20 protein-coding genes are annotated in these 24,901 nt (G+C 69.8%); 13 read left to right on the plus strand and 7 right to left on the minus strand.

What is annotated here, in order from left to right; translation table 11 throughout:
- The first annotated feature begins 118 nt into the window (after positions 1–118).
- A complete protein-coding gene (locus tag ACHAAJ_RS08155; RefSeq protein ID WP_435727579.1) occupies positions 119–730 on the plus strand; it encodes a GtrA family protein in 612 nt (203 codons plus the stop codon).
- Positions 731–781: 51 nt separating this feature from the next.
- Here the strand turns inward: ACHAAJ_RS08155 and ACHAAJ_RS08160 are convergent, their stop codons facing one another.
- Positions 782–1,501: a TIGR03089 family protein gene (locus ACHAAJ_RS08160; RefSeq protein WP_435727580.1), complete on the minus strand. Its 720-nt coding sequence runs from the start codon at positions 1,499–1,501 to the stop codon at positions 782–784.
- Positions 1,502–1,803: 302 nt separating this feature from the next.
- Between ACHAAJ_RS08160 and ACHAAJ_RS08165 the strand changes: the two genes are divergently transcribed.
- From ACHAAJ_RS08165 to ACHAAJ_RS08175, 3 genes are read left to right on the plus strand one after another with little or no spacing between them, the layout of a single operon-like run.
- Complete coding sequence (locus ACHAAJ_RS08165; RefSeq protein ID WP_435727581.1) at positions 1,804–2,349, plus strand: WhiB family transcriptional regulator; 546 nt, start codon at positions 1,804–1,806, stop codon at positions 2,347–2,349.
- Positions 2,253–5,756 carry a glycosyltransferase gene (locus ACHAAJ_RS08170; RefSeq protein ID WP_435727582.1) on the plus strand — a complete coding sequence of 1,168 codons (3,504 nt, stop codon included), beginning with the start codon at positions 2,253–2,255 and terminating at the stop codon, positions 5,754–5,756. Before ACHAAJ_RS08165 ends, ACHAAJ_RS08170 begins: the two co-directional genes overlap by 97 nt.
- Positions 5,753–7,360, plus strand: a complete 1,608-nt coding sequence (locus ACHAAJ_RS08175; protein ID WP_435727583.1) for a DUF5719 family protein — start codon at positions 5,753–5,755, stop codon at positions 7,358–7,360. Before ACHAAJ_RS08170 ends, ACHAAJ_RS08175 begins: the two co-directional genes overlap by 4 nt.
- A 57-nt stretch (positions 7,361–7,417) precedes the next feature.
- On the opposite strand, the gene ACHAAJ_RS08180 is transcribed toward ACHAAJ_RS08175, so the two are convergent.
- Positions 7,418–7,924, minus strand: coding sequence for a metallopeptidase family protein (locus tag ACHAAJ_RS08180; protein ID WP_435727584.1), 507 nt, complete (start codon positions 7,922–7,924; stop codon positions 7,418–7,420).
- Positions 7,925–8,013: 89 nt separating this feature from the next.
- Between ACHAAJ_RS08180 and ACHAAJ_RS08185 the strand changes: the two genes are divergently transcribed.
- From ACHAAJ_RS08185 to ahcY, 3 genes are read left to right on the plus strand one after another with little or no spacing between them, the layout of a single operon-like run.
- Positions 8,014–8,418, plus strand: coding sequence for a DUF3499 domain-containing protein (locus ACHAAJ_RS08185; RefSeq protein ID WP_435727585.1), 405 nt, complete (start codon positions 8,014–8,016; stop codon positions 8,416–8,418).
- A gap of 17 nt (positions 8,419–8,435) precedes the next feature.
- Positions 8,436–8,630, plus strand: a complete 195-nt coding sequence (locus ACHAAJ_RS08190; protein ID WP_435727586.1) for a Trm112 family protein — start codon at positions 8,436–8,438, stop codon at positions 8,628–8,630.
- A gap of 7 nt (positions 8,631–8,637) precedes the next feature.
- The gene (ahcY, locus tag ACHAAJ_RS08195) at positions 8,638–10,125 is read left to right on the plus strand and encodes an adenosylhomocysteinase (protein ID WP_435727587.1); all 1,488 of its coding nucleotides are present in this window, start codon (positions 8,638–8,640) and stop codon (positions 10,123–10,125) included.
- A gap of 12 nt (positions 10,126–10,137) precedes the next feature.
- On the opposite strand, the gene ACHAAJ_RS08200 is transcribed toward ahcY, so the two are convergent.
- Complete coding sequence (locus tag ACHAAJ_RS08200) at positions 10,138–10,944, minus strand: RDD family protein (RefSeq protein WP_435727588.1); 807 nt, start codon at positions 10,942–10,944, stop codon at positions 10,138–10,140.
- Positions 10,945–11,050: 106 nt separating this feature from the next.
- Here ACHAAJ_RS08200 and ACHAAJ_RS08205 point away from each other — a divergent pair, with 106 nt between their 5' ends.
- A complete protein-coding gene (locus tag ACHAAJ_RS08205; RefSeq protein ID WP_435727589.1) occupies positions 11,051–12,043 on the plus strand; it encodes a stage II sporulation protein M in 993 nt (330 codons plus the stop codon).
- A gap of 31 nt (positions 12,044–12,074) precedes the next feature.
- A complete protein-coding gene (locus ACHAAJ_RS08210) occupies positions 12,075–13,097 on the plus strand; it encodes a TIGR01906 family membrane protein (RefSeq protein ID WP_435727590.1) in 1,023 nt (340 codons plus the stop codon).
- A 38-nt stretch (positions 13,098–13,135) separates the two neighbouring features.
- Here the strand turns inward: ACHAAJ_RS08210 and ACHAAJ_RS08215 are convergent, their stop codons facing one another.
- Positions 13,136–14,752 carry a dolichyl-phosphate-mannose--protein mannosyltransferase gene (locus ACHAAJ_RS08215; protein ID WP_435727591.1) on the minus strand — a complete coding sequence of 539 codons (1,617 nt, stop codon included), beginning with the start codon at positions 14,750–14,752 and terminating at the stop codon, positions 13,136–13,138.
- 74 nt (positions 14,753–14,826) lie between these two features.
- Here ACHAAJ_RS08215 and rsmI point away from each other — a divergent pair, with 74 nt between their 5' ends.
- Both rsmI and ACHAAJ_RS08225 read left to right on the plus strand, forming a co-directional pair.
- A complete protein-coding gene (gene rsmI / locus ACHAAJ_RS08220) occupies positions 14,827–15,663 on the plus strand; it encodes a 16S rRNA (cytidine(1402)-2'-O)-methyltransferase (RefSeq protein ID WP_435727615.1) in 837 nt (278 codons plus the stop codon).
- Between the two features lie 150 nt (positions 15,664–15,813).
- Positions 15,814–17,298 (plus strand): NAD-dependent succinate-semialdehyde dehydrogenase, encoded by a 1,485-nt coding sequence (locus ACHAAJ_RS08225; RefSeq protein WP_435727592.1) that lies wholly within the window; start codon positions 15,814–15,816, stop codon positions 17,296–17,298.
- 13 nt (positions 17,299–17,311) lie between these two features.
- On the opposite strand, the gene ACHAAJ_RS08230 is transcribed toward ACHAAJ_RS08225, so the two are convergent.
- From ACHAAJ_RS08230 to ACHAAJ_RS08240, 3 genes are read right to left on the minus strand one after another with little or no spacing between them, the layout of a single operon-like run.
- Positions 17,312–19,765 (minus strand): transglutaminase TgpA family protein, encoded by a 2,454-nt coding sequence (locus ACHAAJ_RS08230; protein ID WP_435727593.1) that lies wholly within the window; start codon positions 19,763–19,765, stop codon positions 17,312–17,314.
- Positions 19,762–21,183, minus strand: a complete 1,422-nt coding sequence (locus ACHAAJ_RS08235) for a DUF58 domain-containing protein (RefSeq protein ID WP_435727594.1) — start codon at positions 21,181–21,183, stop codon at positions 19,762–19,764. The genes ACHAAJ_RS08230 and ACHAAJ_RS08235 overlap by 4 nt, the downstream gene beginning before the upstream one ends.
- Before the next feature lie 9 nt (positions 21,184–21,192).
- Entirely contained in the window at positions 21,193–22,173 is a 981-nt protein-coding gene (locus ACHAAJ_RS08240) for an AAA family ATPase (protein ID WP_435727595.1), read from the minus strand.
- Positions 22,174–22,334: 161 nt separating this feature from the next.
- On the opposite strand from ACHAAJ_RS08240, the gene ACHAAJ_RS08245 reads away from it, so the two are divergent.
- Together ACHAAJ_RS08245 and ACHAAJ_RS08250 are read left to right on the plus strand one after the other, a co-directional pair.
- Positions 22,335–23,333: a TatD family hydrolase gene (locus tag ACHAAJ_RS08245; RefSeq protein ID WP_435727596.1), complete on the plus strand. Its 999-nt coding sequence runs from the start codon at positions 22,335–22,337 to the stop codon at positions 23,331–23,333.
- A gap of 311 nt (positions 23,334–23,644) precedes the next feature.
- Positions 23,645–24,871: a resuscitation-promoting factor gene (locus ACHAAJ_RS08250; RefSeq protein WP_435727597.1), complete on the plus strand. Its 1,227-nt coding sequence runs from the start codon at positions 23,645–23,647 to the stop codon at positions 24,869–24,871.
- The last annotated feature ends 30 nt before the right edge of the window (positions 24,872–24,901 follow it).

Raw genomic sequence — 24,901 nt, forward strand, 5'->3', positions numbered from 1 at the left:
GAAACACACAGGGGGCGCGCCTATCATTGAGGGTCGGTGGCGTGCCGAAGCCGGGCGCCAATCAAGGCAGTGCGTCCGTTCCGGCGCCGCCTAAGAGGTCTTCGGCCAGTGGAGGGTCATGCTCAAGGGGTTGTTGGAAAAAGCCAGCGGATTGTTCTCGCTACTGTGGCGCGAGGTCATGAAATTCGGCGTCGTGGGCGGTATCGCGTTCGTCATCGACACGGCCGTCTTCCTGTGGATGATGAACGGTCCGCTCGAGGGCTCCGAGGTCAAGGCGAAGATCGTCGGCGGCGTGGTGGCCACCATGTTCTCCTGGGTGGCCAACCGCTTCTGGACCTTCCGGCACCGCCGCCGCGCCTCCGTGGTCCGCGAACTCGCGATGTTCCTCCTCATGAACGGGATTGGCCTGTTCATCGCCGCCGCCTGCGTCTGGGTCACCAAGTACTGGCTGGGCCTGGCCGACCAGACCAGCCTGTTCATCGCCGGCTCCGTGGTGGGGCTCGTCCTCGGCACGATCTTCCGCTTCTTCGCGTACCGCTTCTGGGTCTTCACCGAGGAGCTCGATGCGGAGCCCGCCTTCGAGCACGACCACGAAATCCTCCATCCGGTGCACCACGACGCCGGAGCGGAGGCGCCCTTCGCCGAGACGGCCGCGGATACACCGCGTCGCCAGGGCAGTTCTCCCGCCCAGTCGGCGGCACCCGCGGCGCGGCAGGCCCCTCCGGCCTGACCCGCGCCAACGGACACCGCGCATCACCATGTCCCGGGATCGCCCGGGGCCTCAGGATCCGAGCACCCGTGCCACGCGCTCCGACTCCCGGAGCCGCTCGGTCGGCTCCACCCCGTCGCCCAGCAGGACCAGCGCGACTCCGGATGCCCACAGCGCGACGGCTTCCCGCAGCGCGGCACCCAGTCCGACGTCGGCCCGCAGCAGCGCCGTGCCGCCGGGGTTCCGGGCCGCGAAGATCTCCGCGTAGGTCGTCGAGCCGGACGCATCGCGCAGCGCGGGCTCGCTGCCCGCGACCGGATCGGGCAGGAAATAGTCGCCGAAGGCCCGCACCTCCGCCGCGTAGTCGACCATCCCGTCCTGGACCGGTCCCCGGAACGCCAGGTCCAGCATCCCGAGAGCCACGCCGACCACGGCCGCGCCGGGGTGTTCGCGAGCGGCGCCGACGGGGTCGTCGGAAACAACGATGTCCACCGCGCCGGACCCTGTCAATGGCGCCACCTGGAGTTCGGCGCCGGTGTGCAGCGCGGCGAGGGCCAGTGCCAAGGACTTCCAGTGCGCGGGCAGCCGTAGCGCGACCACGGTTCCCGGCCCGGCGTCAAGCTCCTCCACGAGCAGGTTGGCGGTCTTGGCGACCCAGTTGTCGAACACCCGGCCGCTGAGTTCCACGCGCTCCCCGTCGGCGGAGTGCCACACCAGCAGGGGGGAGGTGGATGTGCGGAAAGGCGAGAGCAGGTTGTCCGTAAAGTTTAACGAATTGGCATCGGTGGCCATGGGGCGCTCCTGAGTAGTCTGGTAAATACCTGTGAATCCGCGGTAATCGTGACACGCCGGGCCGAACCGAAAAAAGCCGGGCGTGGCGTGACGTGTTTCCGCCCGTGCGTTTCTATAGAATCACCGCCTCCACTTGACGCGCCGGGAGTTACACCAGTGTAATTAGAGTGCGAACCGGCTTAAGTCCACTCCCGGACCCGAGTCTTCGCACCGGACCTCCCCGCACGGCCAGTGGCCGAGGAGCGAGTGGGGCGCGGTGTGGCCGTTTCAATGTCAGCCAACCAGCGGAAGGGCTCAGATCCATGGGGAATGTAGAGCGGATTCACGAACACACTTCGACGGCGGCCCAAGCCTCGAAGAAGTACGGTGCCCGCGGCGTGCCCGCGGATTGGTTCCTCGATCCCGCGGACGACTCCGCCGCGGAAAGGTTCCGCGCCGACGCGGCCCAAAGCATCGAGGACCAGGCCACGGCGTTCCTCGCGGCGCATGAATCCGGAATGGCGGAACCGAGCGCGCTGGCCGCGCCTCCGGTTCGCGAGCTTCCGCTGGAGCGGACGGTCACCGAGGCCCGACCCGCACAGCAGCTGTGGATCGGCATGCCCGGGTTCCCCGGCGCGGAGGACGAAGGCGAGCTGGGGTGGCAGACCGAGGCCTTGTGCGCCCAAACCGACCCCGAGGCCTTCTTCCCCGAAAAGGGTGGATCCACGCGCGACGCCAAGAAGGTGTGCGGTGCGTGCAACGTCCGGGCGGAATGCCTCGAATACGCGCTGTCCAACGACGAGCGTTTCGGCATCTGGGGTGGCCTGTCCGAGCGCGAGCGCCGCAGGCTGAGGAAGCGAGCGGTCTGATTCACTCGCACGTCCGCGTCACCGCCGTCGTCGTTGCCCGCGACGGTGCCCGCTTTCTTCCCCGGACTCTCCAGGCACTCACCCACCAGACGCGGCCGGTGGACCGCTACATCGGCGTGGACGCCTCCTCGAGCGACGGTTCGATCGGTCTGCTGCGGGATGGACTGCCCCCGGGAACCCCCCTTGCGGAAACGTCCGCCCGCGGATTCGGCCACTCGGTCCGTGTGGGCCTCGACGGTCGGCTTCCACCCGCCGCCGCCGCCACGCAGGACTGGATCTGGCTGATACACGATGACTCGGCGCCGGCCGAGGACGCGCTTGAGCGCTTGTTGGCGGCCGTTGAGACCGCGCCGTCGGTGACCATCGCCGGATGCAAGCAGCTCGACCGCGACGCCCCGCGACGCCTGCTCGACATCGGCCTGAGCATCAGTCGCTGGGGTGAACGCCTCGCGATGATCGATGTCGACGAACTCGACCAGGGACAACACGACCGCAAGACGGACAGCTTCGCCGTGAATTCCGCCGGGATGCTGGTTCGCCGCGACGCGTGGGAACACCTGGAGGGTTTCGACGAGGCGCTCCCGGGCATCGGGGACGATCTGGACCTCTGTTGGCGGAACCGGTTGGCCGGTCACCGGGTGGTGGTGGTCCCGCGCGCGCGGATGTTCCATGCCGCGGACACGGTCCGCTCCGTGGCGGGCCCGGTCGCCGCCCGCCGCGCCGAGGTCCACCTCAGACTCAAGCACGCCCCGCTGTGGAAACTGCCGTTCGTGACATTCGGCGTGGTGCTCGGCGGAGTCCTCGGCTTCGTGTCCCATTTGGTCGCCAAGGATCCCGGCTACGCCGTCGGGCAACTGGGAGCCTCGCTGGGCGGCGTCCTGCGCCCGGTGCGACTGGCGAAGTCCCGGCGGGCGGCGAGCCGCACCCGCACGGTGCCCCGCAAGATGGTCCACCCCTTGCTGGTTCCCTACAAGGAGGTCCGGTCCCATCGGCGGCACCTGTTGGAGGGTCTGGAATCCGGTCGCGTCCACGGCGACGGTTCGGGTTCCACATCGCAGGCTTCCAACCCCTCGGGGGACAACAACGACGACTTCGCCGCGCTCGCCGCCCCGCAACGGACCAGCGCCGGAGTCGGTGCGGTCCTGGCCGTCGGTGCCACACTCGCTGTTTCCCTCATCGGGTTGCGCGCCCTCGTGGGGGCTCCCGCCCTGGCCGGTGGGTCCCTGCTGCCCCTCTCCGCGGGGGCCGGGGACATCTGGTCCAACGCCACCGGCTGGTGGCAGTCGCTGGGGTCCGGTCATGCAGGGCACGGGGATCCGTTCGACGCCGTCCTCTGGATGTTGTCGATGCTGGGCCTCGGACATGCCAATGCGGCGGCAGTCGTCCTGGTTCTCGCGGCCATGCCGCTCGCTGCCTTCTTCGCGTGGATCAGCCTGGGCGCGGTCACCGCAAGCCGCTCCGGCCGACTGCTCGGCGCCACCGCGTGGGGGCTTTCGCCCTCGTTGCAGGTGGCGCTCGGCTCGGGCCGTCCCGGGGCGATCGTCGTTCACGTGCTGCTGCCGCTCGTTGTCCTCGGCGCCATACGCAGCGTCGGGGCAGCCCGGTCGCGGCACCGGCCCGAGGCCGGACCGAAGGCCGCGTCCATGCCGCGGCGTCCCGGTGTCAACGGCGTCGCCTCCTGGACCGCCGCCGCCGGATCAGCACTGGCCCTCGCCGCCTGCACGGCTGCCGCTCCGTTGCTCCTCCCGGTGGCTCTCGTCGCCACGCTCGTGCTGGCCCTGACCTTGGGCCGCGGGGCGAAGACGCTCTGGTGGATCCCCGTGCCGTCCCTTGCTTTGGCGGCGCCCACCCTGGCGGGCGCGCTGGCCAACCCGCGACTCCTTCTCGTGGACCCGGGCGTGCCCATGGCTTTTTCCCCCGCCCCGTTGTGGCAACAGGCATTGGGGTTCCCGATCGTGTTCGACGCCGCGGCCCCCGTGGCCGGACTCGTGGGTGCCACCGCGTGGGCACAGCTCCCGTGGGCCGGCATCGCGGCGGCGTTGGTGGGCGCGCCGCTGGTGCTCCTCGCCGCCGTCGGCCTCTTTCGCATCGGCCGCATCGGATGGATCGCCAGGACCGCTTGGTTCGCCGGCCTCGCCGGCCTCGCCGTTGCGTTCCTGGCCCAACTCGCGCCCGCCACGCTGGCCGGCGGCGTCACGACCACCGCCTTCACGGGCCCCTTCGTTTCGCTGTTCGGCTTCGGCATCCTGCTTGCCGCCGCCGTGGGCTACGACGCCCTGCGTGAGGGACGAGCGGGCGGGGGCCCGCGGTTCGGCGCGGCGCGGAGTGGCTTCGCCGTCGCCGTCGTGCTCCTGACGGCGTCGTGTGCGGTGGCGGGTTCGCTCTGGCTGGCCCCCCGCGTGTCGCCTGCGCCGCCGGTACCTGCCGCAGGGAGCCAGGACGTGCCGCCCGCCGATTTCGGCGCTGCCCAGCAAGTGGTTCCGGCCTCCGAGAGGACGTTGCCGGCCACCGCCGCCGACCGCGGGACGGGACGCTACGAGGACCGCACACTGGTTGTTTCGCGGGCGGACGACGGCGGCGTGTCCGCCACCTTGATGGGCGGGACAGGTACGACGCTCGACGAGCTTTCGGGCGTCGCCTTGGCAGCCAGGCTTCATGGTGACCCGTTGGCGCCGGATCCGACGGCCGACGACGACGCCACCGCCGCGGTACGCTCCACCGTCGCGTCGCTGATGTCCGGACAGTCCATCGATCCCCGGGCGGAACTGCAGGAGCTCGGCGTCGCGTTCGTGGTTCTGCAGCAGACGGACACCGCATCGGACGTCCTCGCAGGCCAGCTCGATTCCGTGCCGGGCCTCGCGCCCGTCGGCCGGACCGGTTCCGGATGGCTGTGGCGCGTGCAGGCCAATTCCGCACTGGCCGGTTCGGACAACCCGGCCGACTTCACGGGCCGCGTCCGCCTGGTGGACGCCGACGGCGCAACGACCGGGCTCGTTCCGTCCCGGGACGCCCGCGTCGAGGACGAACGCATCCCGAACGGCGGCGCCGGCCGTATGGTGGTCCTCGCCGAGCGGGCGGACCAGGGCTGGAGAGCGACACTCGACGGGCGCCCCCTGACCCCGACCGCCGTCGGATGGGCGCAGGCCTTCGAACTGCCGCAGGGCGCCGGCGTGCTGGATGTCCGGTACGTCAATCCGTGGGCGCTGCCGGTGGCGCTCCTGCAGGGCGTGGTTTTCGGCAGCGCGTTGCTTCTGGCCCTGCCGATTCCCCAGCGGCGCCGGTCCGGTCAGCGGCGGCACGGGGAATACCGCACCGGTGAAACCGCCGCGGCCGCTCACGAGCCCGCTGCCGAACCCACGGCCGAGCCCGCGCGCGGGCAGGCCACCGATCTGGAGACGACACGATGAGCCCCACACCCCAGGGCGCGGCCCGTGCCCGGGCACGCCGGCTGCCGGCCGCCGGGATCGGAGCCGCACTGCTGGTCCTCACGGCCGGCGTGGCCGCGGGATCGATCAACGCGCCGGCGGTGCAACCGCGCGAAATCGGCATTCCGGCGGCAACGGTTCCCGCCGGCGACTATGTGGCGGAGTGTCCGCCGTCGGTCCGGCTCGTCGAGGGAGCCGCGGGTCAGGGCACCGACCCCGACTTCGCGCCGGATTCGGAGTCGGCGCGGACCTCGGTCAGGGCCACCGTGCTCAGCGACGCCGCGGACCGCGCTCCCGGTGCGTCGATCCTGAACGCCGAGGGCGAGACGCTGCGCGAGATCTCCCCGCGACTGTCCGAGGAGGAAGCGGGGCGCGAAGCCACATCGGGGGAGGACGGGTTGTCCGGGCAATCGGCCTCGACCGAGTCCGGTCTGCCCGCAACGGGCGCGACCATCCTGCGTGCGCAGCCCCTCGGCAACCTCAAATCGGTCGCGGGAATGGTCCGCAGCTACCGGGCCTCCGACGGCGATCTCAAGGGCCTGGCGGCGTCGCGGTGCCAAAGTCCGGCGAACGACCAGTGGCTCGTGGGTGCCTCTACGGAGGTCGGCCGGACCGCGTTGCTGGTCCTGTCGAATCCGTCGGTCAACAGTTCGAGCGTCGACCTCGAGCTCTTGTCCTCGAAGGGACGCGTCGAAGCGGGCAACACGCGCGACCTCGTGCTGGCCCCGGGCGAGTCGCGCACCATTGTGCTCGGCGGACTTGTGCCCGACGATCCCGCGGTTTCAGTGCGCGTGTCCGCGACTGGCGCGCCCGTCACTGCCGTCGTGCAGCAGAGCGTCCTCAGGGGGCTCACTGCCGGCGGCGTCGATTACATTGAACCCTCCGGTCGGGCGGGCCAGACACAGGTGGTGCCCGGAGTCGCCATCCAAGACCGGAAGGACACCGGCGACGTCTCGTCGCAGGAGGGCTATGCGGACGCCACGCCGGAACTCGAAGTGGCCGTGCCCGGCGGCCAGAATGCCGGCCTCAAGGTCCGGGCGTACGGCGACTCCGGCGAGGCGACCCTGCCTGACAACGGGGTGCACACCGCGGCGGGAGGCGGCACGGCACGGATCCCGCTGGACTCGCTGCCGGCGGGGGACTACACGATCGTCGTCGAGGCGGACCAGCCCATCGCGGCCGGCGCGCGCGTGGTCCGGGGCGCGGACAAGGGGAAGCCCGTGGATGTCGCGTGGAGCGCGGCGGCCGGGCGCCTCGGGAACCAACACCTGGTGGTGGTGCCGGAACACGGCAACGCCCGCCTCTCCTTCGGCTCCATCGGCGGTGACTCGGCGGTCTCGCTTCGACCGGTCGCGGCGGACGGTTCGATCGGCGATGAACGGATGGTCGAACCGACCGCGGGAACCACTTCGGGAATCGGCATCAAGGACCTCGGTGACGACGTCGTGGCCGTCATCGTCGGCGCGTCCGGCGAACCCGTCTACGGCGCGCAGATCATGACGCTCGGCACGGCCGGGATATCGACGATGGGGATTCCGCCGGCAACGGAGGGTCGGAGGAACGTCTCCGTCGACATCCGGTATTAGGTCGACATCCGATATGAGGGAAACCTTATCGCGCTCCGGAGAGTCCGTGCCGGGGCCCTATTTGGGCCCGCGCGGCCACCTGCCGTAGGTCGGGTCCACATCTTCCGGGGCCATCGCCAGCAATTCGGCCACGAGTTCGACCACGACGTCGTGCACGGCTTCCGGAAGCTCGACGGGATGGTCCACCAACTGCTCGACCGGACGCCGGTAGACCACGATGCTGGCGGCCCGGCGCGGCGAGGCCCCGCGCGTCGTTCCGAGCGGAACGCCCCGGCCGGAAGCCTCGGCCCGCCGCAGGGCCTTGGCCCCGGGGACGAGTTCCACCGAAAAGGCCACATCCGCGATGCGCGCCCCCCACAGCTCCTCGAGGCGCTCGGCGGCCTCGGCCACCAGATCCTCAAAGCGTTCGAAGCGGGTCCGCGCCCCGGGCAGCTGCGGAAGCATCAACTGACCGCGCAGTCCGCGGCCGTGGCGGTTGCGGCGTCGCCGCGCGAACTCGCGGGCCGTGGAGTCCGGGCGCCGCGGTGCGTTTCCGCCCAGATCGATGTGGAATCCATGGGGCATGCACCGAGCCTATCCAACCTCGGGTGCGCCGTGAACCGCCTTCGCGGCCTCCCCCGGATTGGGCCCGGGTACGGGTACGCTTACTGCTCGTGGGATCCATCAGACTCTGTTCGCGCTCGACTTGCCGAGAATCGGCCGTGGCGACACTGACGTATGTCTACGCCGAATCCACCGCCGTGCTCGGGCCGCTGGCGACGTATGCCGAACCGCATTGCTACGACCTATGCTCCGCGCACGCCGGTCGCCTCACGGTTCCGCGCGGGTGGAGTGTGCTGCGGCTGGAGCTCCCGGGGACGCCACGGCTGGCCCCGGACGAGCTGTCCGCGCTCGCGGACGCGGTGCGGGAGCAGACCGCGACCGCGCCCTCCGCATCGTCTGTGGCCGAGGCCCCATCCGAAACGGCCGGACGGAGGACCACTCCGGACGCGCTCGAAGCCCCACTCGACGCCGGTGCGTCCCGTGGCCACCTCCGCGTTCTGCGCGAGCCCCGCTAAGCCATAAACTAGGGCGCATGGCCCACATTTCCCCGCAGCTACTGGCTGTACTGCGTTGCCCGGAGACCGGCTCACGGCTGATCCCGCAGGGCGACGAACTCGTCTCCGTCGCCAGCGGTCCGCAGGGTGCGCCCGTGCGGTACGCGATCGATGAAGGCATCCCCGTCCTGCTGCCCCACCCGGGCGCGGCCCCCAGCGACACACCGGAGTAGTCCACACATGAGCTTTGATTACAAGATCGCCGACATCGGCCTCCACGAGGCCGGGCGGCACCAGATCCGGCTTGCCGAGCACGAAATGCCCGGTCTGATGTCGCTGCGCCGCGAGTACGCGGACGCTCAGCCGCTCAAGGGGGCCCGCATCGCCGGGTCGCTGCACATGACGGTGCAGACCGCTGTGCTGATCGAGACGCTGACCGCCCTCGGCGCAGAGGTGCGCTGGGCTTCCTGCAACATCTTCTCCACCCAAGACGAGGCCGCCGCGGCGACCGTCGTCGGAACCGGCACCCCCGAGGACCCGCGCGGCGTACCGGTCTTCGCCTGGAAGAACGAGTCCCTCGAGGACTACTGGTGGACCGCCGAGCAAATCCTGACGTGGCCCGGCGCCGCGGAGAATGCGGAGCTCGGCCCCAACATGATCCTGGACGACGGCGGAGACGCCACCATGCTGCTCCACAAGGGCGTCGAGTTCGAGGCCGCCGGCGCGGTGCCGTCCGCCTCCGCCGAGGACTCGCACGAATATACGCTGTTCCTGGACACGCTGCGCCGCGCCTTGGACACCGACCCCGGGAAGTGGACCCGCGCGGCGGAGCGCATCAAGGGCGTCACCGAGGAGACCACCACCGGCGTGATGCGCCTGTACCAGCTGGCTGAGGCCGGCCGGCTGCTGTTCCCGGCGATCAACGTCAACGACTCCGTGACCAAGTCCAAGTTCGACAACAAATACGGCATCCGGCATTCGCTGCCGGACGGGATCAACCGCGCCACCGACGTGCTCATCGGCGGCAAGGTCGCCGTCGTCTGCGGCTATGGCGACGTCGGCAAGGGCGCTGCGGAGGCGTTGCGAGGCCAGGGCGCCCGTGTCATCGTCACCGAGATCGACCCCATCTGCGCGCTGCAGGCGGCGATGGACGGCTACCAGGTTGCCCGGCTGGACTCGGTCCTCGGCCAGGGCGACATCTTCATCACCACCACGGGCGGCAAGGACATCATCATGGCCGCCGACATGCTGAAGATGAAGAACAAGGCGATCGTCGGCAACGTGGGGCACTTCGACAACGAGATCGACATGGCCGGTCTGGCCGCGGTCGACGGCGTCGTGAAGGTCGAGATCAAGCCGCAGGTCCACGAGTGGGTCTTCGGTTCCGGCAGCGACGCAGAACGCTCGATCATCGTGCTCTCCGAGGGGCGGTTGCTGAACCTCGGCAACGCCACCGGACACCCCTCGTTCGTCATGTCGAACTCGTTCGCCAACCAGACGATCGCCCAGATCGAGCTCTTCACCAAGCACGGGTTGCCGGCCGCCGAAGGCGGGGACCCCGAATACGCGAACCAGGTCTATGTCCTGCCCAAGGTCCTGGACGAGAAGGTGGCACGCCTGCACCTGGACGCGCTCGGCGTCGAACTGACGGAACTGACCAAGAACCAGGCCGAGTACCTGGACCTGGACGTGGCGGGCCCGTACAAGTCTGACCAGTACCGCTACTAGCGGGCAGCCGGACTACCGGGAATCGCCGAATGGAAGGCGGTGGAGCCTCTGGCCCGCCGCCTTCCGCCTTTCCTCCGCCGCGAGCATCCGGCGGTAGTCGCGGTCCCGCCGCTCGGCCATCACGGCCAGGAGGAAGTCCTCGGCGCCAGTGCGCGGCGGCGGCAGGGGTGCGACGAAGGCGCCTACCTCGCGGGCCAGGTCCGCGCCGACCCGTGCCCGGGATTCGGCGGTCATGGAACCGGCTTGCCCGCCGAAGCGGGACACGCGCGCACCCAGGGCATCGGGAATGCGGCCCAGGTCCGCAAGTTCCGCCCACGGTCGCAGGTGAGCGGGGGCGGGGGCGAGCACCGGCCGGACCCTGCGGCGGCGTTCGCGCATGGAATAGGTTCCGGCCAACATGTCGCCCAGCCGCTTGCCTCGTTCGTTGGAAAAGGAAACCAGTAGGGCCAGCGAGCCGAACATCGCCACGATCTCCAGTAGCGCCAGCATGGCACGGATGAAGGCATGCCGGAACCTGATGGAACCGCCGTCGTCCCGGACGATCCGCAGACCCACGGCGAGCCTGCCGAGGGACCGGCCGCGGCTCCGGGTCTCCACTGCCACGGGTACCGCCAGCAGCCAGAAGACCGCCGTGGCCACGAACCAGGCGCGGCCGGCGGCCGGATCGTGCACGAGGGCGGTTTGCGAGAGCAGGTAGATGGTCAGGAGCAGCCCCGCGGCGTAGCCGAGGTAGTCCAGGACGCAACCCACCGCGCGGAGGACGAATCCCGCCTCGCGAAGCTCGAGAACGACTGCCTCGCCGGTGACGACAGCGCTCACGTGAATTCCTCCGGATGGCGCCGTGGATGGACGGCGTGCCGCGGCCCGCCGTGCCCCGGCAACCGTTCTCCCAATCTAGTGCAGGGCCCCGGGATAGGCTGGAAGTGTGGATCTCGATGCGTTTGTGGCCGTGCACCAGGGGCAGTGGGGGCGTCTTGACGACCTGGCGTCCAAGCGCCGCCTCACGGGCGCGGAGACCGACGAGTTCCTCTCGCTGTACGAACGCGTATCGACGCACCTGTCCATGGTCCGCTCCGTCGAACCCGAGGCCGCCGTCTCGGCGGATCTCTCCGCGCGGCTCTCCCGCGCCCGTACGCGGTTCACCGGGGCGCGGACCGGAACCGCGCAGGACGTCGCGCGGTTTCTGGTGGCGACTCTTCCGGCCGCGCTCTACCGCATCAGGGTTCCGACGGTCGTCGTCGGGGTGCTTTTCTGCGCCGTCGCGCTGGCCTTCGGCTGGTGGGCGGCGGGATCGCAGGACGTGGTCAGGGCCATGGGGTCGGACGCGGACCTGCGGGCCTACGTCGACCACCGCTTCGTCGACTACTACTCCGAGAACCCGGCGGCGTCCTTCGCCGGGGCGGTCTGGACCAACAACGCCCTCATCGCCGGCCTCTGCGTCGCGTTCGGCGTGACGGGAATCTACGTCCCCTACGTGCTCTTCCAGAACGCGACCGGGATCGGCATGGCCGGCGGGGTGATGGCGGCGTACGGCGAGTTGGACACCTTTTTCCTGTATATCCTGCCGCATGGTTTTATGGAGCTGACCAGTATCTTCATTGCCGCGGCGGCCGGACTGCGGATCTTCTGGTCCTGGGTCGCCCCCGGACCCAAAACCCGGATCGCGGCGCTCGCGGCCGAGGGACGTGCCCTGATGACCGTGGCTCTCGGCCTCGTGGGAATCCTGCTGGTCTCCGGCGTCGTCGAGGCCTACGTGACGCCAAGCGCGCTGCCGCACTGGGCGCGGATGGGGATCGGCCTGGCCGTGTTGGCAGCCTACTGGGCCTACACCCTGGTGCTCGGTTCGCGGTCTGTGGCCGCCGGCGGCACCGGAGACCTGGACGCATACGACGCCGGTGCAACGGCGCCCACCGCCTGACCCCCGACCACAACGAAAGGAACAACTCCGCATGACGGACAACGACACGCGGCGCGAACCGCCGGAATCGGCTCTTCCGGAGACCGTCCGGCCACCGGACGGTGCACCTCCGGCGTCGGAGCCCACGACGCTGGAGACCGCCGCGGAAGCCGGCGTGGCAGCCCCCGCACCCCGGGACGGCGGAAACAGGCGCGCCAGTGCCGCGGAGTCCGAGGAAGTGCGCAAAATGGACCGCGCCGCGGCCGTGGCCGCCGCCAAGCGCCCCGCGGCCGGGTCCGGGCCGAAGCCGGAGCTCGATCCCGGCGCACAGCGTCGCAACGCGGCCCGCGAGGCTGCCCTCAGCGCGAAGCCGGTGCTGCCTCGCGTGCTACAGGTGGCCTTGGCCGTCGCCTTCCCCTTCCTGCTGGTGATCGGTGCCATCAAAGCCGTCGCCAGCCCGTGGTTCCTGTGGCTGGAGTACAACCGCCCCGGTTTCCCGGACGACCAATTCGGATTCACGGCAGGGGAGCGGTTGATCTATGGATCGTACGGAGTGGACTACCTGAACAACGCCGCGGGTCCGGATTATCTGGGCGGTCTGGTGGAGTCCGGTGGCAACGCGCTGTTCCTGGCTTCGGAAGTGGCCCACATGGCCGACGTCAAGGCCGTGGTGGCCGGATCGTTCCTCGCCGGGCTGATCCTGCTCGCCGCGGTAGCCCTGATCGTGTTCTATCTCGGACGAAAATACGCCGGGGGCGTTCGTCGCGGGCTGTTCGCAGGGTCCGTCGCCACGGTGGTGGTTATGGTTGCCGTCGGCTTGCTGGCCGCCATCGACTGGCAGGCGTTTTTCGCGGGATTCCACCGGGTCTTCTTCGCCGATGGGACATGGACCTTCCGTTTCTCCGATACCCTGATCCGGCTGTTTCCGCCGCAATTCTGGATCGACGCCGGCATCGCGGTCGCCGCCCTCGTGCTGGTCGGCGCCCTCGCCACGCTGGCCGCCACCTGGCCCACGCCGCGCCGCCGCGAGCGCTCCCGCCTGCGCCAAGAGGCGAGGGACTTCGGACTCGGGTAGGCGCGCGGGGTCGCACTTCCGACTCCGCCGCCGGTCCCTTAGCCCCAGCTCGGCATCCAGCGCCGCAACGTCCACTGCTCCAACGGAATCGTCTCTCCCGTCCAGACGGGCCAGAAGAAAGCGGACACGAGGATGACCAGTACCAGGAAGGCCGCTACGGCCACGAATCCGGCCCGGCGGCGGTCCGGCGGGGACCCGGGCCGTCCCGCAACCAGCGCAAGCACGTAGGTCAGGGACAGCACCATGAACGGCTGGAAGGCAATGGTGTAGAAGAAGAACATGGTGCGGTCGGGGTAGCCGAACCATGGCCCGAACCCCGCGAGCACGCCGGAGAGAACCGCGCCTGCGCGCCAGTCGCGTCCCCCCGCCCAGAACAGCAGGACCACGGCCAGGCTCAGGGCGGCGGCCCACCAGATGAAGGGGTTGGGGAGGTCCGTGACGACCGCCGCGCAGTTGGCCGAGACACAGGAGCCTTCCCCCCGTTCGGACCCGATGTAGTAGAAGAGCACGGGCCGCCCTGCGGCAAGCCAGGTCCAGGGTCCGGACTCCCACGAGTGGTCCGAGTTCAGTCCCTGGTGGAACTCGTAGGCGCTGCGGTGGTATTCGGCGAGCGAGCGCAGCGCGGCGGGGACACCCGGCCAGGCGGATTCCGGATGTTCCGCCGCCCATTGGCGGTCGTAGCCGCCGTTCGTGGTCAGCCATCCGGCCCAGGTGGCCACATACGCCAGCGCCGCGGTGGGAACGATGGCGACGAACGCCGGTATTCCGTCGCGGAACAGTCCGGCAACCAGCCAGCGACGGATCCCGGCCACCCGCCGCGCCTGCACGTCCCACAGCACGGTCATGAGGCCGAAGACGGCGACGAAGGCCAGCGCCGACCACTTGACGCCCACGGCCCCACCGAGCATCAGCCCGGCGGCGCCCCGCCATGGCCGGAAAGCGAGCCACGGCCCGTAGAGCAGCGCATCGGTCCGCGCCCCCGGATCCGGCCGCAGCACGTCCGCGGAAAGCCGCGAGGACAATTTCCGCCGACCGTGCTCGCGATCGAGCAGCAGCGCGTAGAACGCGGCCAGCACGAAGAACATTTGGAAGATGTCCAGCAGGGCGGTCCGCGACATCACCAGATGGTGTCCCTCGACGGCCGTCAGCAGTCCGGCCACGCCACCGAGCGGAGCGGACGAGAAGAGGCGCTGCGCGATGAGGGCGACCAGCAGCACCGACAGCGTCCCCGCGACCGCCGAGGAGAACCGCCAACCGAACCCGTGCTCCGGACCGAACAGGAGCATGCCGACGGCAATCAGCCACTTGCCCAGCGGCGGGTGGACGACGTACGCCGCGGAAGCCAACGGCGCCGGATTGCCGGCCAGATAGGCCTCGTTCGCGTCCTCGTCCCATTGCCGTTCGTACCCCGACTGCAGGAGGGCGTAGGCGTCCTTGACGTAATAGGTCTCGTCGAACGTGAACGCGTGGGGGTGGTCCAGGTTCCAGAAGCGCAGTACGCCGGCGAGCAGCGTCACAACCAGCGGAAGAATCCAGCCCAGGGGGCCGAGCCGTCGGACGGGGCCCAGCAGACGCCCCAGCAGCGCGGTCCGTCCGTAGGGGGGAACCCGATCGCGCGCCAGCGCGGTAAGGCTGGAAGTGGTGGTGGCGCTCACCCCGGCAACTCTACCGGCGGCCGGGCATGCTGCCGACCGGATGCGGCCGGTAGGCTGGGCGAGTGGATACCCCGATGGCCGCCGGCCGAATCGTCCTGGCGGCAACGCCGATCGGCAACCTCGGCGACGCGTCGCCGCGCCTCGTGGAACTCATGACGACGGCGGACCTCGTGGCCGCCGAGGATACCCGCAGACTGTTGCACCTGGCCAACGCGCTCGGGGTGCGCGTTGCGGGCAAGCTGGTCAGCTACCACGAGCACAACGAAGTGGCTCGCATCGCCGAACTGCTCGAACACGTCCGCGGGGGCGCGACCCTGCTGGTTGTCAGCGACGCGGGCATGCCCGCGGTCTCGGATCCGGGGTTCCGACTCGTCGAGGCGGCGGTCGCCGAGGGGCTGACCGTCACGGCGGCGCCGGGGCCCTCCGCGGTGCTCACGGCGCTGGCCCTGTCCGGCCTGCCGACCGACCGCTTCACCTTCGAGGGATTCCTTCCGCGCAAGGCCGGCGAGCGGGCCGCCAGGCTGGCGGAGCTGGGGACGGAACAGCGCACCATGGTGTTCTTCGAGGCGCCGCATCGTCTGGAGCCCATGCTGCGGGCGCTCGTCGAGGCGTTCGGCCCGGAACGTCCGGCGGCGGTGGCGCGCGAGTTGACGAAGCTCCACGAGGAGGTCCTCCGCGGGCCCCTGCGTGAACTCCTGGTGTGGTCCGAGGGCGAAGTCCGCGGCGAGATCGCCGTCGTCGTCGGAGGTGCCCCGGCCGGGGAACCCCCGCGCGCGGACGACCACGTCGCGCGGGTGCAGGGGCTGGTCGACGGGGGCATGCGACTCAAGGACGCGGTCGGAGCCGTCGCCGAAAGCGAGCGCGTCTCCAAGCGCGAGCTCTATGCCGCGGTTCTGGCCGCACGCGCCTGACGCGCACCGCGTGACGGGCCGCGGCGCCTCCGTTCATCTGCACAACGTCATGAATGCGGCGTGGTGCACACCGGCATTTACAGTGTCAGGGAACCGTCGTTACGGTGGCAGGGAAAGCCCGCCGCCCCTAGATTTTGGGAGAAATCCGCGATGACCACAGTTACCCTCGACCGCGAAGCAACGTTGCTCGCGTCGGTCCCCACCGGCCTGTTGATCAACGGCGAATGGCGCGACGCCTCCGACGGAGGAACGTTCGACGTCCACGACCCCGCGACGGGGCGGGTCCTGGCCACCCTGGCGTCCGCGACCAGCGACGACGCGATGGCCGCCCTGGACGCGGCCGACGCCGCGCAGGCGGGCTGGGCGCGCACCGCGCCTCGCGAGCGCGCCGAGATCCTGCGCCGTGCCTTCGACCTCGTCACGGCGCGCGCCGAGGACTTCGCCCTGCTGATGACCCTGGAGATGGGAAAGCCGCTGGCCGAGTCCCGCGGCGAGGTCACCTACGGTGCCGAGTTCCTGCGTTGGTTCTCCGAGGAGGCCGTGCGCGACTACGGCCGGTACGTTACCAGCCCCGAGGGCAAGAACAAGCTGCTGGTCCACCGCAAGCCGGTGGGTCCCTGCCTCCTGATCACGCCGTGGAACTTCCCGCTGGCTATGGCCACGCGCAAGGTCGCGCCCGCCGTCGCCGCCGGTTGCACCATGGTCCTGAAGCCCGCCAAGCTCACTCCGCTGACCTCCCAGCTCTTCGCCGCGACGATGCTCGAGGCCGGCCTCCCGGCCGGCGTGCTGAACGTGGTCTCCTCGAAGAGTGCATCCGGAGTCTCCGGACCGATCATGCAGGACCACCGCCTGCGCAAAGTCTCCTTCACCGGGTCCACCCCCGTGGGCAAGCGGCTGATGAAGGATGCCGCTGACAACGTCCTGCGCACCTCGATGGAGCTGGGCGGCAACGCCCCGTTCCTGGTGTTCGAGGACGCCGACCTCGACAAGGCGGTCGCCGGCGCGATGGCCGCCAAGATGCGCAACATGGGGGAGGCCTGCACGGCCGCCAACCGCTTCCTTGTGCAGGCATCCGTGGCGGAGGAGTTCACCCGCAAGTTCGCCGAGGCCATGGCGGCCCTGAAATGCGGACGCGGCACGGAGGGCGACAGCACCGTCGGCCCCCTGATCGATGGGGGCGCGCGCGACGACGTGCACACTCTGGTCACCGATGCCGTGAAGGCCGGCGCCACCGTGGTCACCGGCGGCGAGGCCGTGGAGGGCGAGGGCTACTTCTACCAGCCCACCGTCCTCTCCGGCGTCCCGAACGACGCGGAGATCCTGCGTAGCGAGATCTTCGGACCGGTGGCCCCGGTGACGACGTTCGAGACGGAGAAACAGGCCATCGCCTTGGCCAACGCCAGCGAGTATGGCTTGGCGTCCTACCTCTACACCCGCGACCACAACCGCATGTTCCGCGTCGCCGAGCAGATCGAGTTCGGCATGGTCGGGTTCAACGCGGGCGTCATCTCCAACGCCGCGGCGCCGTTTGGCGGCGTGAAGCAGTCCGGACTCGGGCGTGAGGGCGGGGCCGAGGGCATCGCCGAGTACACTACGACGCAATACATCGGAATCGCCGACCCGTACGCCGTCTAGCCGAACGTCTCCGCTAACGGACGAACAACGACGCCGGCAGCCCCGTCGCGCGGGCCCTTGCGCCGGGGGACGCCGCGCCGGAGAGCCCGATTCCCACATCGCGCAGCGCCAGTTCGAGGGCCTTGCCCGAATCCCGTCCGGAAGGCGCCGGGGGTTTCGCAACCGTGTCACGCGGCCCCGCCGGGATCGGGCGGGCGTAGCGGACACGTTCGTAGGCATCGCGCAGCGTCTCGAGGGACCGGGCCGTCTCCGGTGCCCGCTGGTGAAGGCGGGCGGCGTAATCGTGGGCGGTTTCGGCCTCGCGCATGCCCAGTCCGTAGTCCGTGCCGAGCGCCGCGAGTTCCTCCCACGCAGCCAGGGGGCCGTCGCGGAGCGCGTCGATGCGCCGCGGGGCGGCGTCGTCCATGGCGCGGATCCTGCCGAGGCGCCGGGCACGCAGGATCCGGCGGATCCCGTGGGGACCGAGTAGGGCAAAGACGCCCAATGCGCCAAATCCGATGAGGTTCGCGGCACCTCCGGTGCCGTCGGCACCCGGCGCCTCATCGGCCGACGGCTCCGCTTCGGACGAGGATTCCTCGGATGTCGTGGCGCCGACAGAGGCTTCCGGGAGGAGCGGGTCCTCGGTCGGTTGGGCCGCCGGACCGGGTTGCTCGGGGGCGTACGACGGCGCGGCGCCGCGCCCCGGCGTCGGTTCGAAGGGAACCCACCCGATGCCGGCGAAGTACAACTCGGGCCACGCGTGGGCACTGCGCGGGCTCAACTGGTAGCCGACCAGTTCCTGCCCGTCGGGTCCCGTTTCGACCTGGCCGTTGGTGCGTCCCGGCGCATACCCGATGGCGATGCGGCTGGGGATGCCCAGTGCCCGGGACATCAGGGCCATGGCCGAGGAATAGTGGATGCAGTAGCCGCTCTTTTGCTCCAGGAATGCCTCCACGACGGCCAAGCCGTTGCCGTCGTAGCCCTGTTCCAGCGGGGTTTCCTCGGAGTACGTGTAGTCGACGCCGCGCAGGTGGTTCTGGAGGGCGACGGCACGCTCGTAGGCCGATTCCGCTCCCGCCTCGGCCACGACCTCCACCGCGGTGTCCCGAACGATCGCGGGGAGATCCCCGGGGACCGAGGCGTAGACGTCCGGAACCATGCGGCCCACGATGCCGGGGTCGGCGGACAGCGCGTCGTCGCTGGCCTCGAGGAGCTCGGGACTGAGCACGGGAACCAGGGACCCGATCGTGAAATCCTGGTCCAGGCTTGAGGTTCCCTCGTCGGCGAAAAGGGTGGCTGTTTCCCCGTACCACCCCCAGCGTCCGTCCAGGCCGGCGACGGTGGTGGCTCCGCGTGGGAGCGGAAGCCACGGGCTCTGGTAGTTGCCCGTCGAAATCCGGGTGCTGACGTCCAAACTCTCCGCCACCATGGTGGCGCCCGCCCCGGACTCCCCACCCGGCGCCGGAAGGCGCGTGTCAACTGTCAGTCGGGCGACGTCGTCGTCGCTGGGTTGCCATCGGGGGGCGTTCAGGTCGCCGATGACGGCGGTGCGCAGGTAGAGGGGCTCCTCCGAATCGGTGAAGTACTCGATGGTGGTCAGTCCCAGCGGACTGCGGAGGTTGTTGCCCAGGTTCAGCACGGGATTGACCCCGGTGGGTTCGCCCCAGAGGTACAGCCGACGGCCCTCGGGAAGCAGGCCGGTGTTGAAACCCGGCAGCGCGAGCGGAACCACCAGCATGGCGGCCACCGACGCGACACCGATCAGCACGGCCTGCCGTCCCAGCCCGGAACGCAACGTTCCGCCCGGGACCTGCGACGTTTCCGCCAGCCTGGCGGCCCCCAGAATGAGCAGGAAGCCGACTCCGGTTGCGGCCACGTGCCCGAGCCCCGCTCCCGCGGGCTTGATCAGGGAGGCGGCGGCCAGGACCACTGCCAGCGGGATGGCGGACAGCGCGGGGAAACCGAGCCCGAACGCGATGAGGTCCACGGTCACCGCCACGAGCCCGACGGACAGGCACGTGAGGAACACGAGCGGCGTTTCCGCAAGGACCGGCGCCGACTGGGACAACACCGCTTCGTTCGCCTGCGGAAAAATCTCGAAGGCGCGCTGGATCGTGGATGTGGTGGGGACGATTCCGAGGACGGCCGTGTCCGCGAAGAACTGGACGGTCAAGGTGAGCCCCAGGGCCGCGAGCGCCCCAAGCGTGGGCCACGGGCTGGCCGCTCCCCGGGAACGCAGCACGCCGGCGGTCGCCGATGTCGCGGCGACGGTCACGGTCGCGTGCTCCAGCCATCGCCATCCCTCGAAGACGCCGGCGAGGCTTCCGGCGGCGAACAGCACGGCCGCGGCGACGGCGACGGCGCCCGGCCACGTCGATCCCGTGGGGGGTCGACGGCGGCTCCTCGCCGGGGCACCGTTTCCAGGTCCGCCGGAACGGGCGCCGGGGCCGGACGCGGGGGTTTCGGTGGGGGCCTTGAGCGTGGTCACGGCCGTCCCATCCGTCCGGCCATGCGTTCGGCCGTGCCCAGGGCCATCCACGCTTCGGCCAGCGACCGCGCGGGGTCCGCCCACACGGGGTTCCAACCGGCCTGCCGGAACGTTTTGGCGGCCGGGCGGGCCGCGGCCGGGTTGCTCGTGACGAGGAACGCGGCGACGTTGCGCGAGGTTCCCAGGGCCTCGGTCCATGATCGCGCTTCGGTTTCGTCGAAGTGGCCGGTCAGGACGACGACCGGATTGCGCGCATTGCGGACCGCCGAGGCCAGCCCCGGCGAGGCAAGGCGACCGTGTTGATCGGTGGAACGTCCGTCCGCGTCGTGCCGGTGGCGTGCGGCTTCGGACTTCAGCGACACGGCCGCGAAGGTCAGTTGGAGATCCGTGCCGGCATGGCGTCCGCGGAACATGTCGCGGCGCGGATCGGCTGCCGAGGTGGACGCGGCCGCCAGCGGGGCGCCGTCTTGATCGAGGACATCCACGGCGTAGCCCAGGTCCGCAAGGTGCGCACCGATGCCGATGGCGGCGGAGAGGACCCAGTCGAAGCACGCGGTGGTCGTGCCGGGCGCGGACGTGAAGTTCGACACGTCGCGCGGTTCGTCCGAACCGATGAAGCTTCCGTTGTAGGACTCCCGACGCCGGTCCACCAGGAGTGTGGCGCGCGGCGTCGACTGGTACTCCTCCTGCCGGACCATCAACGAGCCTTGCCGTGCGGTGGCTGGCCAGTGGACGCGCCGTAGGGAGTCGCCGTCGCGGTATTCACGGGTCATCGCATCGTCGCTGTCCGGCGTGGCGTGTCGGTTGGACCGCGCCTCTCCGTGGGTTCCGCGGTCGCCGAGCACGCCGTTCGGATCCAACCGCTGGACCGGCTGGACGACCGTGAGCGGCGCCGGTCGGTCCAGCGATCCGGGTCGTGCCGCCAGCCCAAACGGATCCGTGAAGCGCGCTGTCAACGGCCCCACCGCGTAGACGCCGCGATGCGACGGCACGAGCCGGTACTGATAGCGGCCCGATGCGGACGGGTATTCGAAGGACGGACGGGTTCCGAAGCGTTCGGGAAGCGTCTCCGTCAATCTGACCGACCCCGGTGCCCTGCCCGCATGGTTCACCTCCAGGACCACCCTCGCGTGTTGTCCGGCAACGACAGGGTCGGGGGAGAACCCGCGGCGCACGTGGAGACGGCTGCCGCCGATGCGCACCACCGCGGCCGCGGCCAGCGGGGCCGCCAGCAGGAAGACGGACACATTGACAAGTTCGCGCCTGCCGAGGAGCCACGCCGCCACGAGTGTCGCGGCGCCGGCAAGGAAGACCGCCCAGCCCCGCGGCGTCAGGAACGCCAGCCGCAGTTTCTGTTGCAGTGTTCGTTCTCCCGGCTCCCCGCCGGGACGTGCACCGTCATCCCCCCGGGCGGTCACCGCCCGGTCCTAGCCGCGGGCGCCGGCGCGAACCGGGACCTTGGCGAGTACGCCGTCGACAATCTCGTCCTCCGTGGTACCCGCCACCTCGGCCCGCCGGTGCAACACCAGCCGATGGGACAGAACGGTCGGACCCACCGTCGCGACGTCGTCCGGCAACACGAAGTCCCGTGAGTTCAGTGCCGCCTCGGCCTTCGCCGCGCGGAGCAATTGCAGCAGCGCGCGCGGGCTGGCGCCCAGCCGGACATCGGGATGCTCCCGAGACGCCTGACCCAGCGCCACGATATATTCCTTCACGGGATCGGACACGTACACGGACTGAACGGTGGCGATGAGTGCCTGCAGGTCGGCCGTGTCCACGACCGGCCGCACAGCGTCCAGCGGCGACCGCGACTGGTGGGTCTCGAGCATCGCGATCTCTGCGGCCGTATCCGGATAGCCCATGGACACTCGTGCCATGAACCGGTCCCGCTGCGCCTCCGGCAACGGAAAGGTTCCTTCCAACTCGATCGGGTTCTGCGTGGCGATGACCATGAACGGTTCGTCCAGTTCGTAGGTCGTCCCGTCGACCGTGACCTGGTGTTCCTCCATGCATTCCAGCAACGCCGATTGGGTCTTGGCGGAGGCACGGTTGATCTCGTCCCCGATCACGATGTTCGCGAAGACCGGACCGCGGCGGAACTCGAACCGGTGCGAGTCCTGGTTGTAGATCGACACGCCCGTCACATCTGAGGGCAACAGGTCGGGCGTGAACTGGATGCGGCTGACACTGCAGTCGACGGAGCGGGCGAGGGTTTTGGCCAGCATCGTCTTGCCCACGCCGGGAACGTCTTCGAGCAACAGATGCCCTTGGGCCAAGAGAACGGTGAGTGCGGTCCGGGCGACGGAAGCCTTGCCGTCGATGACGGTGGCCATGACCTCCAGCACCCTGCCGCAGCTGCGCCCAAACTCCTCGACGGGAAGCGTCCCGGGTCGCGTGCCTGGCTCCACGTGCACTCCCTGCTCGCTCTGGGTCTCGATACGCCAGCTCTGGCTATCGAACTGTGTGACAAGACTACCCACCTTTGGTGTGAGGTGGGCCACATCGGCGAGCGGGAGCGTCCCCAAAGGTAGCCTTGGTCTGCAGCCCGCCTCCGTAGAAAGGACCGCCCATGCCGAAAAACCACGTGGGAGAAGCCCCCGCGGCGTATCGTCCACCCGCACAGGAATCCGACGGCGGCGCGGAGGGGAGCGTCGTCGGGGCGCCACGGCGTTCCGGCGAGGAGGGTGGGCGCAAGCGCAACCTCGGGTATCCCCCGGCACCCGAGCCGCTGGTGGTGCCCGTTCCCGACAACCACACGCATCTGGACTTCCGCGACGGCTGGGTCACGGTTGGCGTCGCCGACGCCCTGGACGCGGCCAACGCCGCCGGAGTCTCCGGCGTCGTGCAGGTGGGGTGCGACGTCGAATCGTCGCGTTTCGCCGTCGAGGCGGCGGCGGCGGACCCTCGGGTCCTGGCTGCCGTTGCCATCCACCCGAACGATGCCCCGCCGCTCGCGGAGCGGGGGGAGCTCGAGGCGGCCCTGACGGAAATCGACAGGCTGGCGGGGCATCCGCGGGTCCGCGCCGTGGGCGAAACCGGGATGGACCGCTTCCGGACCGGTCCCGAAGGGGCCGGGACCCAGGAGTACTCGTTCAGGCGCCACATCGACATGGCGGTGCGGCACGGCAAGGCCCTGCAGATCCACGACCGCGACGCCCACGCGGACATCGTTCGGATCCTGGGGGAGGAGGCCTTGCCGGAAAAAGTGGTTTTCCACTGCTTCTCGGGCGACGCGGAACTGGCGAGAACCTGCAACGACAACGGCTGGTACATGTCCTTCTCGGGGACGGTCACGTTCAAGAACTCCCACGGGTTGCGGGATGCCCTCGCGCTCGCCGACCCGGAACTCCTGCTGGTGGAGACGGACGCGCCCTTCCTCACGCCGCACCCGTTTCGGGGCCGTCCGAACGCCAGTTACCTGATCCCCTACACGGTGCGCTCCATGGCGGACTTCCTGTCGAGGGACGTGGACGGGTTGTGCCACGCGCTGGCGCGGAACACGCATGCCGTCTACGGCGAATTCGGTGCGACTGCGACCGGCGCGGGACATTACGAAACGAGTGCTTAGGTCACGAAACAGTGACCGTCGAAGCGGTCGTGAAGGCCGGAACCGCGCCAACTCAACGCACCGGGCTTGTCACATTATTACGAATCGGTTACGGTTGATGATTAGTAGCCGGGATCGGGGAAGGTTTCCGGGTATCAAGCCGATGTCGGATAAGCGGTTGGACGTTCCGTTCGTACGCCCAAACACGCTGCCGGCAACTAGGCCTGTGCCATGCATTGATGCCAGCACGGGAGGGTCCCGCGTGAGAGTCGACGGGGTCGTCCTCCCATGCCGATACCCCGTGCCCGGAAGCAGCCAAAGTTTGGAATTCCGTGCAGCATGCCCTCAAGAAGCGCTGGGTCAAGACCAGCGCCCAGGCGGTCGTCCTGACCGCACTCGTCCTCGGATTGGTGTCTTTCGTAGGAGCCAATAAGACCGTGGCGCTCACCGTCGACGGAGAGACCCAAAACGTCCAGACGTTCGGCGGAACGGTGGCGGACGTCCTGTCCGCCTCCGAAGTCACCCTTGCGGCCCGCGATGAAGTCAGCCCCGCACTGGATGCCCCCATCGAGGACGGCACGTCCATCGAAGTCAACCGCTCCAAGGCCGTCAGCGTCTCCATCGATGGCGTGGACCGGGTTGTGCACACCACCGGCCTGACCGTTGCGGACATTCTTGCCCAGCTGCGGATCGCCGGCGCCTCCGAGGTCTCGCTCGGCGAGCAGATGGAGCTCGCCTCGTTGACGACTCCCATCGAGATCACCACCCCGAAAAACGTCGTCCTGACCGCCGACGGCAAAACCCGCAAGCTGACGACGACCGTGGGGACGGTCGGCGACCTGCTGGCCGAAGCCAAGGTCAAGCTTGATGGCGACGACGAGCTATCCGCCAAACGGGCCGCGGAGGTCGTCGACGGACTCAAGCTCCAGGTAGTGCGCGTCGAGGCGAGCACCGCGACGGAGACCGAAGCCGTTGCCAACGGCCGGACGACCGTAGAGGACGATTCGCTGCTCGAAGGCAAGTCCAAGGTCATCGAGCAGGGCAGCGATGGCGTCCGCACGCTGACCTTCCGGGTCGTCTCCAAGGACGGCGAGGCCGTCTCCCGAAAGCTGGTGGAGTCCAAGATCACCACCGCCGCCGTGGACGAGAAGATCGCCATCGGCACGAAGCCGAAGCCGAAGCCAGCGCCAGAGCCAGAGCCGCAGCGCGAGGCCGAGCCCGAACCACAGGCCGAGCCCAAGGCGGAAGCGCAGCCGAAGCCGGCCGCCGCGTCCCCGAGCTCGGGTGGCACGACCGCGTCCGCCGGAAACGTCTCCAGCACGTGGGCCGCGCTCGCACAGTGCGAGTCCGGTGGCAACTGGGCCATCAACACCGGAAACGGCTACTACGGCGGTCTTCAGTTCAGCCTGAGCAGCTGGGCCGGAGTCGGCGGCACGCAGTACGCGGCGTACCCGCACCAGGCCACGCCGTCGCAGCAGATCGCCGCCGCCGAGAAACTGCGCGCAAACGGCGGATGGGGCCACTGGCCGCACTGTTCCGCGCAGCTCGGCCTGCGGTAGCCACCGGCACCGCAACCACGGAATCCGCGA

Source organism: Arthrobacter arnarulunnguaqae (assembly GCF_051262515.1).
Lineage (GTDB): Bacteria > Actinomycetota > Actinomycetes > Actinomycetales > Micrococcaceae > Arthrobacter_N.